Source organism: Pedobacter sp. MC2016-15, from assembly GCF_026239695.1.
Classification (GTDB): Bacteria; Bacteroidota; Bacteroidia; order Sphingobacteriales; family Sphingobacteriaceae; genus Pedobacter.
This window is the reverse complement of the sequence record NZ_JAPIVS010000001.1, coordinates 683,181-696,817: the sequence shown is the minus strand read 5'-3', so window position 1 is coordinate 696,817 and position 13,637 is coordinate 683,181. Positions and strand designations below refer to the sequence as shown.

The window sequence follows — 13,637 nt, the reverse complement described above, 5'->3', positions numbered from 1 at the left end:
AATAAAATTTTAATTTTGTTGAATAATTTTCAAGCAAAGAATGACAGCAAAAGAAATCAGACAGGCGTATTTAAAATTTTTTGAATCGAAACAGCACCATATTGTTCCTTCAGCACCTATCGTAGTAAAAAACGATCCAACCCTGATGTTTACCAATGCGGGAATGAATCAGTTCAAAGATATATTTTTAGGTGAGGCTCCTGCAAAATATCCGAGGGTAACCGATACACAACGTTGTTTAAGGGTTTCGGGTAAGCATAACGACCTCGAAGAAGTAGGTATTGACACCTATCACCATACCATGTTCGAAATGCTGGGCAACTGGAGTTTTGGAGATTACTTCAAAAAAGAAGCTATTGCATGGAGCTGGGAACTGCTAACTGAAGTCTATGGTATTCCAAAAGACAAACTCTATGTTTCGATATTCGAGGGAGATGAGAAAGAAGGGCTGCCGAGAGATACGGAGGCGTATGAATTGTGGAAACAATTTGTTCCGGAAGACAGGATTATCCTGGGCAATAAAAAAGATAATTTCTGGGAGATGGGCGATATGGGCCCCTGCGGTCCATGTTCAGAAATCCATGTGGATTGCCGTCCTGATGAGGAGCGTGCTGCAGTATCCGGTAAGGAGCTGGTCAACGCAGATCATCCCCAGGTAATAGAGATATGGAATAATGTATTTATGCAGTTTAACAGGTTGAAGGATGGTTCCTTACAGCCTTTACCTGCACAACATGTTGATACCGGTATGGGCTTTGAGCGTTTGGTCCGCGTATTGCAGAATAAAGCTTCAAACTACGATACAGACGTCTTCCAGCCGCTCATCCAGTTCATCTCGCAGAAAGCTGGTATCGCCTATGGCGCTGATGAAAAAACAGATATTGCGATGCGTGTCATGGCAGATCACATACGGGCGATTTCGTTCGTTATTGCCGATGGCCAGCTGCCGGCGAATAATAAAGCGGGTTATGTGATCCGCAGGATTCTGAGAAGGGCCGTACGTTATGCTTATACTTTCCTGGATCTGAAAGATCCTTTCCTGAACCAGCTTGTTCCTGTGCTTGCAGAACAGTTTGCAGGTGTTTTTGATGAGCTTTCCTTACAGCAGGATTTTGTGCAGAAGGTAGTGCTGGAGGAAGAAGTTTCCTTCCTGAGAACACTGGCTACAGGTATACAGCGTTTTGAAAGTTACACCCGCAAACAGGCAGAGTTTCTGATGTCGGAGAACGCTATTGAGCAGGGTAAACCCTTTGAAGATGCATGGGTGTACAGCATCCTGAAAGACCAGATGGTGATCTCGGGAGAGTTTGCCTTTGAGCTGCAGGATACTTACGGATTCCCAATCGATCTGACCGAGCTGATGGCCAGGGAGAAGAAATGGAACGTAGATATGAACGAATACCAGATCAGTCTTGAAAAACAGAAGTCGAGATCCAGGGCTGCAACAGCGGTAGATACGGGCGACTGGATCACGGTGCATCCTGATCCGGAAACTGAGTTTGTGGGCTATGATGACCTGGAGATTGAAACCAAGATCCTGAAATACAGACAGGTGACGGCTAAAGGTAAAGAGCAATACCAGATTGTACTGCAGAAAACTCCGTTTTATGGAGAAAGTGGTGGTCAGGTAGGTGATACAGGCCGTCTGGAAGACCATAGCAGGATGTTCTTCGTAGAGATCAACGATACAAAAAAAGAAAATGGAGTCATTGTTCATTACACAGATACGCTTCCTGAAGATATAGACGGACAGTTCTGGGCGGTTGTCGATGAAGATAAGCGTGCTCAGACGAATAATAACCACTCGGCGACCCATTTGCTCCACGCTGCATTAAAAAGCGTCCTGGGTGAGCATGTGAATCAGAAAGGCTCGCTGGTTAATCCGGATTACCTGCGATTCGATTTTTCTCATTTTGCCAAGATTACCGATGAGGAGCTGGCGCAGATTGAACATATCGTGAATAAAAAAATCAGGCAGAACATTCCGCTGAGAGAACAACGACAGGTCCCTTATGCCGAAGCATTGTCAAGCGGTGTTACTGCTTTGTTTGGCGAGAAATATGGGGAGGTGGTACGGATCATTACCTTTGATGACAACTATTCCAAAGAGCTTTGCGGAGGTACACACGTGCAGGCAACAGGTCAGATCGGTTATTTCAAGATCCTGTCTGAAAGTGCTGTAGCTGCGGGCGTACGCAGAATTGAAGCCATCACTGCAGATGCTGCAGAAACTTTTATCAATCAGCAGAACACAGAGATCAATCAGTTAAAGGCGCTCCTGAAAGGTAATAAAGACCTTACCGGCGCCGTTTCTGCACTGATTGAAGAGAATGCGAAATTGAAGAAAGACGCTGAAAAAGCGGTCATTGAACGTTCAGCAAATCTGAAACATGAAATTGTGCACCACATGAAGACCATCAATGGGATCAATGTGATTGCAGTACAGGTGGATCTGCCCAATGCCGATGCAGTGAAAAATCTTGCTTTTGCTGTGAAAGACCTGGTGGATAATCTTTTCCTTGTATTTACAACGCTGATTGATGACAAGCCTGGTATCACGGTGATGCTGTCAGAGAACCTGGTGAAAGAAAGATCCCTGAATGCTTCAACTATCGTGCGTGAACTGGCTAAAGACATCCAGGGCGGTGGCGGCGGACAGCCATTTTATGCTACTGCGGGCGGTAAGAACAAAGAGGGATTGCCTAAGGTGCTGGACAAGGTTACCAGCCTGGTGCCGGCAGAATAATATTTTATTTTATCAGCGATGTGTTGAACATCGCTGATATTTTTCTATTTGCTGGAATGATCGTCGGTTTCCAGGGGTACGTGGATTGCCGAAAATACCCCATCCGGATCAAATTTCTTTTTCAGCAATTGCACTTTCTCCAGGTTGCTGCCATAGGCATGCGCGATCTGTTCCTGGTCGCCCTTACCTAGTAAATTTGCATATCCTCCGGGAATGGAATACCGGGCCGTTTTTTCATATAGGTCATCGGTCCATTTCCTGTGGCTGTCAGCCTGAGCATCATCATCCAGCGTCCATTCGGAACCAATTAACAAGACAAAATGCCGCTCTCTTAATCCAAAGGCTGTATCTGCCAAAGGTACTGTCGTAGCTGCACCATGAATTTCCATCAGTCCGATGACGGAAAGGGGTGATGTTTTATGGTTAACAGCATCGGCGATGATCGCTGTTAAATCAGGATGAAGTTCGGTTAACCATCTTGTTTTTGCATAAATACGTCTTCCATTGATAATGAATGGGGCAAAGGACTCCAGCAGACTTTTCATGTTTGTTTGCGAGATCTGTTCACGCAAGGGTGTACCTAATTTTCTGATCCTGTCAATCACAAGCTGCCCTTTTTCAGGATCACCGAACCAGTTTGGTGCAATGTTCAGCGTAGATTTACCATCCGGGGTTTCAATTACCTGAACAAGGACAAAAAGTTCATCAGGGGCTGTTTTCATCAATTCGTTGTATCCCTCCAGTATTTGTTTTGCCTCCTTGAGGTCGAACATGATCCTGCCGGCCAATAAAGGTTTTGCAGGATGTAACTGAATGTGCAGCTGAGTGACCACTCCAGGTTTCCTCCTCCGCCACGGAGTGCCCAGAGCAGATCAGGGTTTTCAGTTGCACTGGTATGTACCAGGCTTCCATCTGCCATTACAACTTCAGCCGCCAGCAAATTATCCGAACCCAGGCCGTGTGAGGATGTTGTGAGGCCATATCCTCCACCAAGTACAAAGCCTGCAACTCCCACTTCTCCACTCGGACCCGTCACCGCTACCAGCTGATGTTCATCTGCCGCTGCGATCAGTGCTATGCTTTTCACACCGCCTCCGATAAGCGCTACAGATGCTGTTGTGTCTATACTGATGCTGTTTAAGCGCGTCAGGTCGATCACCAGTCCTCCATCCGCAAAAGCAAGGCCTTCCCAGTTGTGTCCTCCGCCCCGTACAGAAAGTTTCAGTTTCATTTTCTGTGCATAATCTACCGCTGCCTGTACATCTTCAGTATTTTCGCAGGCGCAGATCATTGCCGGCAGATGATCCGTTGCGGCCCAACCCTGGTATGAACCAGCGTAGTGTTCAGTTCCGGGCAGAATAATTTTTGGTTTTAAAAAATCCTCCAGGTCTTCAGTAGTTTTCTGGTTCCAATCAATAATGCTCATCATGTTTATCGTTAAATGCGCTGTAAGTTGCCTATATCACTGTTATGGGTCAATCCCCAGTATTGGGGGTAATACAGTAATGATCATCCCGATTTTACCCGGTTTAGGGTATATGGAGCACTGATGTAACTATTTATTTTGCAGGGGTAAATGATATCCTATGCTAGAAGAAAAAGAATATGTAACCAGCGGGGCGATGTTAAAATGCAGTTGTGGCACCATACCCACACCATTTAAATCATCTTCCCTAAGCGTTTTGATCGCCGGAAAGCCGGCCTGTACCACGAAAGATAAAGTCCCCATGTTGAACATTACGCCCTTCGGCCTTTGCAAAACCACGAAGATCCCTTGTATACCTGCGCTGCTGTTATGGATGGATTTCCAGGCTGATGTTAAAATCGAAAAGGCCAATCCATTGCTCAATAAATCGTGGATCATGTGCAGCCTCGGTGGTAAAGTAGAAATTCAGCATACAGGACAGTTTTGATATGAGCAGCAGGAAGTTAATTACAGATATCACCGTAGGAACCAGGAAAATTCCGAAGATCATTTCTTTCAGACTGGAACAGCAATTTAATGCGCACCATTATTTTGAACTGGAGTTTGATCATGATTATTTGGGTAAGTCTTACATGATCCAGCTGGATGACAGTCGAGGACTCATCGGAAAAACCCTGACTGCAAGTTTTGGCTATGCTACAGGTCAGCAGCAAAAATTTGTGGGGGTAGTCACTGATATAGAAGTATCCCAAAATCAGCATTCCTATGTTGGGATTACCCTGAAAGGATATAGTCCCACGCTGTTGCTGGACAGCGGACCGGCGATGGGTTCTTACCTGAACAAGAGCCTGGCAGAAATGGTAAAGCTGGCCACGGCAGGCGTGCCCGGTAACGACTTCAGTATCGCTATCAACCCGGAGCGCAGTAAACCCGTAGCATATATGATTCAATACAGGGAAAGCGATTTCGAGTTTCTAAACCGTTTGAGTGCTGATTATTATGAATGGTTTTATTATGATGGGCAGAACCTCAATTTTGGTAAGCCCAATAAGCAAAAAGAAATAGACATCACTCAGGGCGATGATTTGCAGCTGCTGCAGTATGGCATGCACCTCACACCCGTAAAAAACAGCAGTTTTTCCTATAATTCCCGGCAGGATGAGACCCTCCGCAATCAGGGTTCGGCAGTGTCTCCGGGAATGCCGGATCAGGCTTATGCCCTGAAAGCCGCCGGATCGGTCTTTGGTAAATCTTATGCCTATCCCTCTGCGATAAGGATAGACAATAACAGCGAAATGAAAGACCTGGTTGATAATGAGCAAAAAGCAAATATCAGTCAGTTACTTAAAATCAGGGGCAGGGGTGATAACCCGGGTTTGAGTATCGGCTCAATAGCTGACGTAAAAATGAAAGTAAAAAACGACAAGGGTTTTACGCTGGAGAACCTGGGTAAGTTTCTGATCACCTCTATTGTACATTTAATAGACGATAAAGGATTATACCATCACCGGTTTGAGGGGCTGGTCGCAAGTACAGAGCGGCTGCCCTTCAAAGATGTGCTGCGTCCCGTACCGGAACTGCAGCTTGCCGATGTGATTGACAATGCAGATCCGTTAAAGCAGGGACGTGTGAAATTGAAATTCAAATGGCCCTATGGTCACAATGATCCCACAGACTGGCTGCGTGTGAGTACACCTGATGCAGGGAGTAGCAGCAATGTTGTGCAGAACAGGGGTTTTGTCTTTGTGCCGGAAAGCGGAGACCAGGTGGTAGTGGGATTTGAGGAGGGCAATATCACCAGGCCAGTCGTCATGGGCAGTGTCTTCCATGGTAAGAACGGTATTGGAGGGCAGCAGAATAATGATCAGAAATCACTGACTTCCAGAAGCGGGCATATATTGAGTCTCCATGATAGCGCGGGGATTACCCTTATGGATCATACCAGGCAGAATCATATCGCAATAGATGGGAAAGATGCTGTTACTATGACTGCTGATCAGACGATTACGCTGCAAACGGGTTCCGTAAAGATCGTTATGGATAAAAAACTGGACAAGATCACAATACAGGCAAAACATATAGAAATATTAGCCTCGGATGATTTCAAACTGCGTGGCCATAGTTCCGGAGCACCGGCTAAAAACGGCAGTTTGGAGTTTGATGAAAAACTATCGATCTCTGCCCGGAAAGACCTTACGTTACACGGACAGTCTGCCCTTGACCTTACCGGAGATACCGTAAGTATGAGAGGTACCGAAACCAATATAGAAGGTAGTCAGGTCAAGATTAATTCTTAAAATAAAAAAGGGCGTTCCGATATGAAACGCCCTTTCTGTTTTAGCTCTGTTCCCAGTTGTTTTTGTGGTCGGCACTGCCGATAGTCAGCTCATCTGCAGATATATGTATATCCTGTCTGAGGTGGTTTCCCGGTAACAGTGCGTCCTGCAGGGAAACAATATATGCTCCCTTGAATTTGAGGTCTCTGAGGTTGGTCTTGGTGTCTGCTTTTTTAAGCTGTATCGTCCCGTCAAACTTTGTGTCGGTTAAAAAGTATTCAGACAGCGCATTGCTTTCTGTGTCTGAATCAACGGTCAGGTAGATTTCTCCGCCAATTACTCCGCCGGTGGGCTTGCCATTCTGGCCAATATTTCTGCGCATAGACTGACTATAGGAGAGGACTGCATAATCTTTTCCCTTAACCGTTAAAACTGCTTTTGATGTTAATTCTGCCATAATCTTGATTTTAAATGTTGATATATAAATTGTTAATGTTAAACTTGCTGACTGTATTCTGATGCCCAGGTAGTTTCTTCATCTTCGCCCTTATAGCCGTCCAGTTTCACCAGGAAACTCTTGGCAGGGAAGTAGGGGGTAATGTGAATGTCCAGGTGGATCAGGTCTTTCTTTTCATCGTCCTGTTCAAAACGCATGATTCTGAAGCGCTCAATCAGACGGTTGGGGCCCTTGATGTTGTCCAGGAACCTGGTGATCTGTGTGCGCAGATCTCTTTCTGCCACTGAGTTCCAGTTTTCGAAAGCTCTTCTGTTCAGAAAATCGAACAGCACTTTGGTGATATAATCAAATACCCTGACCACAGAGTACGTTTGCATGCCGATGTTGTCGCCATTAAACAGCGTCTTGGCCGAAAAGGCCATGACTTTACCATATTCATTCACCATCGGCACCAAACCAATATTCTCCAGTTGCGAGATCTCACTTTTTTTGAGGTCGAACCGTACGGCATCCACATCGTTCATTCCGCCATGTTTTTTACCGGCGGTTACCTGAGACATGAGGGTATAATACATCTTGCCTGCCAGTGCTGCAGAGCCAGGAACGGGGAGGTCTTCCTTTTCGCCTACTTCTGCAATCTTTCCTCTGCCCAGCAGCCAGTTGCAGGTCATGATAACGTTAGACCTGAAAGCATCGGCTCCTGCAAGGTTAGCTTCTGTAAACAGATCAATGACATCATCCGGCTGATCGAGATCCGCAAAGTCAGTAATCAGCATTACCTTATTCTGGTAGGCGATTTTGCCCCACTTCTCTACTACTTTATTGGAGCCCACATATCCGGGGATTACCATCAGCGAGTAGTTATTGCGTAAGTCCAGCCTGTCGTAATTCTGCTTCAATTCGTCACTGACATAGTCGGCAACAATAGGGTTGTCCAAATCCTTCACCTGGTCCAGAGATGCATTCAGCACCACGAGGTTTTTCAGTTTATCTGTTTCTGTGTTCTGATAGAAGAGGTTTACTGCGCGGTAGGCTTGTTCCAGCTCTCTTGAGCTCTCCAGTGCAGCGGCAATATTCTGGTTCAGGTTTTGTTCTGCCGACTGTAGTTTTTCTGTACTTCTTTCGGTCATAGCGGCTACAGAATCAGAGTTTTCCAACACGTCAAGCCATGCCTGGATCTTTTTTTTCAGTTCCTCACGCTCTTTTTTCTTTTCCGTTCCTGTCAGAAAAATCTGCTTTCGCGCTTTTCTGTCGGGGTTTAAATTCTGTATGCCGTCAATTGCGCCTTCCAGCAGGTCCATGCCACCTACCTTAACCAGTCTGTCGAGACTCTCCCCCAGGCTGGTTGTGGTTTTTGCTGTTCCGGTCGGTTTGTATGCTGCTGAAAGCGAGTCATCCTGTGATGAGTGTTGCTCTTCTGGGCTTGCCATATGCTTATTTTTTGAGTTAATGATCAGTGTTCTATTATTTTGCTTCTTCGAGTTCTGCTAAAAAAGCCCTCAAAGTGTTTACAAAGGCATCTTTTGTGTCCGCATTGTCGAGGGTCGACTTTAGAGCCTTATTTGTTTTTAGCTGTTTAATCACGCTCAGCGACATCTCTTTATCAAAATTTACATTGCTGAGGTATGGACTTTTTGCTACGATATTCTTTACAGAGAAGTCTGCCAGGGTATTAAACTGAATAGCTTCCGTCAGCGGCGAGCCATCGTACTTTTCAAAGGCCGCAGTGACGGCAGGTTTATAATGGTTGAATACGTCCTGCACAGTTTTCAATCCTTCCACCTTTTCAGGTTTCAGCTGCTCTGCATCAGTCAGTTTCTGTATAAACAGGGTTTTGTTGTGTGCGATATCTCCGAACGCTTCTGAAGTGTCTACTCTTCGTTCGTTACCGCCAATTTCATAGTTGAACATAGTCTTTGAATTAGGGATGAATAAATTCTTGTGTTATTTGCGTTGTGATTGCCCATTCCAGGCGATCTTCAGTAAGATGTTTGCTGATGATGATGCTCTGGCCTTTCTTCAGCTCACCCGAGATGATATATTTTGATATAGGTCTTCTCAGTTCCTGGCGTATCACAGCAGACAATTGTCTGGCGCCATACCTGGGCGTAAATCCACTGAGAGCAAGCATTTTCTTTGCGTCCTCATCTATTAAAAGCTCGATTCCTTGCCTGTGGAGGGCTTCAATCAGGCTCTGTAGCTGGATTTCGAAGATCCTGACCACATTCGATTTCGTAATCGGAACGAAAGGCACGATCTCTGACAAGCGGGCGAGGAACTCCGGACGGAAATGGGCAGACATGATCTCCAGCAATTGGCGGGAGGCCGGATAAGTTCCCTTCTCCGCCTCGGCAGCGATCCATTCACTGCCAATATTGGAGGTGAACAGTACCAGGGAATTTGAAAAATCACCCTCTTTACCGAGTCTGTCATGCATATGCCCTTCGTCCAGGATCTGCAGGAAGGTGTCAAAAACTGAAGGGTGGGCTTTCTCGATCTCGTCGAACAGCAATACAGAATAGGGCTGCTGCCGGATTTTGTTGACCAGCAATCCTCCTTCTTCATAACCCACATATCCGGGCGGAGCTCCATATAATAATGCTGCTGAATGTTCTTCTTTAAACTCGGACATGTCAAAGCGGATCATGGCCTTTTCATCATTGAACAGGAACTCGGCTATAGATTTCGCGAGTTCGGTTTTACCGGTGCCTGTAGGACCAAGCAGAAAAAAAGAGCCTATGGGCTGACCTTTTTTGTTGAGGCCGCTTCTGGATTCGAGAATAGCATCAGAGATGGATTTAACCGCCTGATCCTGCCCGACAACCCTGCGTTTCAGTGATTGTTCAATATTGAGCAACTTTTCCTTCTCCTGTGCCTGAATCTTACCCATGGGAATGCCGGTCTTATAAGAAACTACGGCAGCAATATCTTGTTTTACAACCTGTTCTACTTTGTGCAGGGCCAAAGCCTGCAGCTCTGCCAGGATTTTGCTGGTATAGGCCTGATATTCTTCTGCTTTTTCAAAGGACTCAGGCTGCGTTTCATTGTTAAGCTGACCCAGCAATACCGGACTGATTTTGTCCTGAAGCAAACTCAGTAGCCAGCGGTGTTCTGCCACTGAGTTTTCCTGCTTATTGGCGATCAGGTGACTCAGTTGTAACGAAAGGCCTTCGAGAACGTTTTCTGAAGTATCGTTCATCATTTTTATCGCCGCCATGGTACGGTCGAGGAGGTCAAATGCTGAATCGGGAAGCCTGCGGTCTTTCATGTACCTCTTTGCCAGTCGTACACATTCCGGGATGGCCTCAGCTGAAATCTTTAATCCATGATGCTCTTCATAGCTGGTTTTCAGCTTTTCCAGCATCTTTATTGCCGATATTTCAGTGGGTTCGGCAACCTGTAAGACTTCGAACCTTCTGCTGAATGCCTGTTCCGGTTCTATGAGTTTGCGGTACTCCTCTATGGTCGTTGCCCCGATCACCGTGATGGCCCCTCTTGCAAGCTCTGGTTTTAATAAATTGCCGGCACCACTGCCGATAGGGCCTTTTGGGTCCAGTAGCGTATGAATTTCATCGATAAACAAAACTGCTTTATCAAACTGTTTAATCTCTCTGATGATGTTTTTTAGTCTGTCTTCTATTTCTCCTTTGTAGGAGGCTCCGGCGATGAGCGATCCCAGGTCGAGCTCAAACAGCTGGATACCTTTTAAGCGTTCAGGCACCTCAGCGCTGATAATATCCTGCGCAAAGCCATCAATCAGTGCTGTTTTGCCAACGCCGGCATCGCCGGTAATGATGACGTTGGGTTTGGTTCTGCGGCAGAGGATCTCCATGATCATTCTTGTTTCCCTGTCCCTGCCGATAATCGGATCGGTTTTACCTTCGCGGGCCATCGCGATCCTGTCTACACCATATTTGTACAATGCGTTTGTTGAAGGAGCTGCGTTGCCGGCCGCAGGAGCGGAGATCGCCTGCTTTACTTCCTGATCGCTCAGGTAGAAGTCCAGTAATTCCCTTTCTTTAAGGGGGAAAGACTTCAGCTGTTCGGGAGAGAATCCGACGGTAGGTTTGCATAAGGCAGTGAGGACACAAACGGAGGTGATCAGATCAAGCCCAAGTTTGATTCTCACTACATCAGCTGCGTCAAAGATGGCGGGAATCTCCTCACTGCCGATGATTTCGTCCTGCGGAGCAGTGCCTTTGGGCAATTCTTCAATCCTAACTTCTGCCCAGTCGCTCAGGTAATCTATGTCTTTGCCCAGGGCCAGCAAAAGGCTGTGCAGACCTGCGTCTTTGTGCATGAGTCCTTTCAGCAGATGGGGAGGGCTAAATACTGAATGAAAGTACTCCCGTGCAGTTGCCTGTGCCACCCTGATACTAAATTTTACAGATTCGTTAATATTGCTTAGGCTCATCATCTATGGGTTTTGCTGTTCTGTTTGTGTGCTGAAATTTTGCTCTGTGATATGGTAATAGGTCTTGCCGTTTGAGATAAACTGCTCTCCTGTTTGTGTTACGCGTTTGATATTGCTGTCTGCATTGAGCAGAAACCTGATCCAGTTTTCGAAATCCCGCTGCGGCATATGACCTTTCAGGTCGCGTACGGTATACTTGTCTGCAGTTTGATTCTTCAATGGCATGCCCGTCGCAGATTTGAGATATTGAGAGAGGCTCATGGCTTTGATCTTCCCACGTGAAATTTTCAGATCCAGGTTGCGTTGCAGGATGTTGAAATAATTCCTCACCAGTTTCCTCCTGAAGGAGGATTGATCTGCCTGCAGGTTCTGACCCATCATTAATGACATGATTTCATTCAATTGTCTGAACTCTGCATCACTCAGGATCAGGGAGTACTGCAATAGATCCCGGTTTTTTTCTACCACATCCTGCGCGGCATCATCAGTCAGGTAGTATTTAAAGGCATTATGCGGCATCTGATCTGCCGTATTTTCGGAAACAGGTGCCGGTAGCTGGCGTTCAATCATTGGTGACAGGTTTTTGCGCGTGATACCGGCCAGACGGAAAGCGCTGTCCAGTGAGCTGATCTGTGCGGTGATATCCTGATTGCTCTCCTTCAGGAAACGCTTTAACGCGATGTTCATCGACTTGCTGGAGTTTACAGAGCCCTTGGTAGGGAAGACCACGCCACCCTGTATGAGGCTATTCTCCGGATAATCAAGATAGTAGGAGATGGAGTCTGGTTGCGTAGTGTTGTAGGCTTGCGTACCAATGAGCCCTTCCCCTTTCACCAGGAAGCTCTTTTTGCGTTCAGCGGAGATCATCGCCGCATCGGAAACCAGTTTCTTTGACTGCAACACAAAATTATTGAATATCTGATTATAGTCGCTGTATACCTGGATGGCCAGCAGTCGCGCGTCTGTGTCCCCAAAATATGCGGTGAGCTCTTTGAATTTTGCCTGGGATGCGGTACTCGTCTGATCTCCCGTACTTCCAATTAACACGACCAGATTGGTTTCAAAAGGATGTTTTTTTAATGTATCAAGGGCCGCCCTGATGCCTTCATATACAGGTTGCGACCCGATGATTCCGTTACACTGCTGGGTCTTTACGGCTTCTGTTGCCAGGAAACTTGTCAGCTGACGGTAATCTGACGACAAGGGGTTAACAGATAAACCCCGGGATTCGCAATTCTGATCATCTCTGTAGACAACTGCGCCAAATTTCAGTTGCTGTATTTTTCGGTATTCACTGAAAATATGATCGAATGAATGGATGGTGTTGGTTAAACCCGAAAAATATCGGGCCATCGTACTGCCACCATCGATCACAAATATGACATTTACCTTGTGTATGTTTTTCCTGATGTTCAGATAGGTAGGGTAATTGAGTAAAGCGCCGTTAATGGTCACCAGGCTATTGCCTGATTTGTCATACACATCCGCCGCTTTTCCCATGAGCAGTCCTTTAGATCCCTGGTCGGCAATCACCGGGCTGCTCTTCAGCAGCATGTCTTCGGTTTTTAATAAGGGGTCGCCATGTTGATGATGGATCGTCATCGATGCAGAATCAGTTTGCTCCTCTGTTTCTGGCTGAGCAGGAGAGATGTACAGGCGCTGACCCCAATTGTGAACGGCATCAGCAGCTACCCAGCCATAGATGCTTCTTTTCGCACTGTCGGCCACCAGTTGTTCTTCATTTCCAATCAGATACCTTTGTCCGTCTTCAGTTTTTTTGAAGATATAATTAATTTCATGAAGCCTGATTTTACTGCGCTGTTTCTTCAGTTCCGGAGAATTGTATACATAGACAGAGTCGGTTTGGTCGTAATAAGCAGCTGGCACTGTCAGCGGTCCCGGGCCGCTGATGATAGCAATCGACTTTTCGGCGAAACCTGACTGCCGGTTGATGTCGGACCGCTGCCGGAGCAGCATTTTTGATTTCGCTATCCATCCATAACTCTGGATCATTTTCTTGTCCATAATCTTTCTGCCTTTCAGGATTCCGGGCTGGTACCGTACGAGTTTGACAAAGCCATTTTTCTCTGCAGACACGTAGAAGGGCTCCATGAAAGCGAGTTTTTTCATCACCAGGCTTCCTCCGGGTACGGTGGTAGTATTGTTGTCGTCCCTGTCTGAGAAGATGATCCAGGGAGTTTTGCTTTGAGGCATATATTTTACCTTCTTTCCGAAAGCTGTAGGTGAGCCGGACTGAGCCATCAGCAAGGAAACAGGGGTCAAAAGTAGGAATAGGATACAGATGTTTTTTTTCATGT

General features: G+C 46.3%; 10 protein-coding genes. 3 read left to right on the top strand and 7 right to left on the bottom strand.

Features of this window, described 5'->3' with window-relative positions; genetic code table 11:
* Positions 1-40: 40 nt before the first annotated feature.
* Positions 41-2,746, top strand: coding sequence for an alanine--tRNA ligase (gene alaS, locus OQY15_RS03150; RefSeq protein ID WP_265787640.1), 2,706 nt, complete (start codon positions 41-43; stop codon positions 2,744-2,746).
* 44 nt (positions 2,747-2,790) lie between these two features.
* On the opposite strand, the gene OQY15_RS03145 is transcribed toward alaS, so the two are convergent.
* Together OQY15_RS03145 and OQY15_RS03140 are read right to left on the bottom strand one after the other, a co-directional pair.
* Positions 2,791-3,468: a hypothetical protein gene (locus tag OQY15_RS03145; protein ID WP_265787638.1), complete on the bottom strand. Its 678-nt coding sequence runs from the start codon at positions 3,466-3,468 to the stop codon at positions 2,791-2,793.
* Positions 3,468-4,175 carry an FAD-dependent oxidoreductase gene (locus OQY15_RS03140; RefSeq protein ID WP_265787636.1) on the bottom strand — a complete coding sequence of 236 codons (708 nt, stop codon included), beginning with the start codon at positions 4,173-4,175 and terminating at the stop codon, positions 3,468-3,470. The genes OQY15_RS03145 and OQY15_RS03140 overlap by 1 nt, the downstream gene beginning before the upstream one ends.
* 157 nt (positions 4,176-4,332) lie before the next feature.
* On the opposite strand from OQY15_RS03140, the gene OQY15_RS03135 reads away from it, so the two are divergent.
* Positions 4,333-4,659: a DUF4280 domain-containing protein gene (locus OQY15_RS03135; RefSeq protein WP_265787634.1), complete on the top strand. Its 327-nt coding sequence runs from the start codon at positions 4,333-4,335 to the stop codon at positions 4,657-4,659.
* A 1-nt stretch (position 4,660) separates the two neighbouring features.
* Complete coding sequence (locus tag OQY15_RS03130) at positions 4,661-6,469, top strand: phage baseplate assembly protein V (RefSeq protein WP_265787632.1); 1,809 nt, start codon at positions 4,661-4,663, stop codon at positions 6,467-6,469.
* Between the two features lie 40 nt (positions 6,470-6,509).
* Here the strand turns inward: OQY15_RS03130 and tssD are convergent, their stop codons facing one another.
* Genes tssD through tssR form a run of 5 tightly spaced genes read right to left on the bottom strand, consistent with a single transcriptional unit; the run spans position 6,510 to position 13,635 of the window.
* Positions 6,510-6,905, bottom strand: coding sequence for a type VI secretion system tube protein TssD (tssD, locus tag OQY15_RS03125; protein ID WP_265787630.1), 396 nt, complete (start codon positions 6,903-6,905; stop codon positions 6,510-6,512).
* 38 nt (positions 6,906-6,943) lie between these two features.
* Entirely contained in the window at positions 6,944-8,335 is a 1,392-nt protein-coding gene (locus OQY15_RS03120; protein WP_265787628.1) for a DUF5458 family protein, read from the bottom strand.
* A gap of 34 nt (positions 8,336-8,369) precedes the next feature.
* Entirely contained in the window at positions 8,370-8,816 is a 447-nt protein-coding gene (locus OQY15_RS03115; protein ID WP_265787626.1) for a hypothetical protein, read from the bottom strand.
* Between the two features lie 10 nt (positions 8,817-8,826).
* Entirely contained in the window at positions 8,827-11,322 is a 2,496-nt protein-coding gene (locus tag OQY15_RS03110) for an ATP-dependent Clp protease ATP-binding subunit (protein ID WP_265787624.1), read from the bottom strand.
* Positions 11,323-13,635 carry a type VI secretion system protein TssR domain-containing protein gene (gene tssR / locus OQY15_RS03105; protein ID WP_265787622.1) on the bottom strand — a complete coding sequence of 771 codons (2,313 nt, stop codon included), beginning with the start codon at positions 13,633-13,635 and terminating at the stop codon, positions 11,323-11,325.
* Between the last annotated feature and the right edge of the window lie 2 nt (positions 13,636-13,637).

What these genes read in the sequence shown, in the direction of transcription:
- OQY15_RS03145 (WP_265787638.1), bottom strand. Translation starts at nt 3,468, where the DNA reads ATGAAAACAGCCCCTGATGAACTTTTTGTCCTTGTTCAGGTAATTGAA.
- OQY15_RS03130 (WP_265787632.1), top strand. Translation starts at nt 4,661, where the DNA reads ATGAGCAGCAGGAAGTTAATTACAGATATCACCGTAGGAACCAGGAAA.
- OQY15_RS03120 (WP_265787628.1), bottom strand. Translation starts at nt 8,335, where the DNA reads ATGGCAAGCCCAGAAGAGCAACACTCATCACAGGATGACTCGCTTTCA.
- alaS (WP_265787640.1), top strand. Translation starts at nt 41, where the DNA reads ATGACAGCAAAAGAAATCAGACAGGCGTATTTAAAATTTTTTGAATCG.
- tssD (WP_265787630.1), bottom strand. Translation starts at nt 6,905, where the DNA reads ATGGCAGAATTAACATCAAAAGCAGTTTTAACGGTTAAGGGAAAAGAT.
- OQY15_RS03140 (WP_265787636.1), bottom strand. Translation starts at nt 4,175, where the DNA reads ATGATGAGCATTATTGATTGGAACCAGAAAACTACTGAAGACCTGGAG.
- OQY15_RS03110 (WP_265787624.1), bottom strand. Translation starts at nt 11,322, where the DNA reads ATGATGAGCCTAAGCAATATTAACGAATCTGTAAAATTTAGTATCAGG.
- OQY15_RS03115 (WP_265787626.1), bottom strand. Translation starts at nt 8,816, where the DNA reads ATGTTCAACTATGAAATTGGCGGTAACGAACGAAGAGTAGACACTTCA.
- tssR (WP_265787622.1), bottom strand. Translation starts at nt 13,635, where the DNA reads ATGAAAAAAAACATCTGTATCCTATTCCTACTTTTGACCCCTGTTTCC.
- OQY15_RS03135 (WP_265787634.1), top strand. Translation starts at nt 4,333, where the DNA reads ATGCTAGAAGAAAAAGAATATGTAACCAGCGGGGCGATGTTAAAATGC.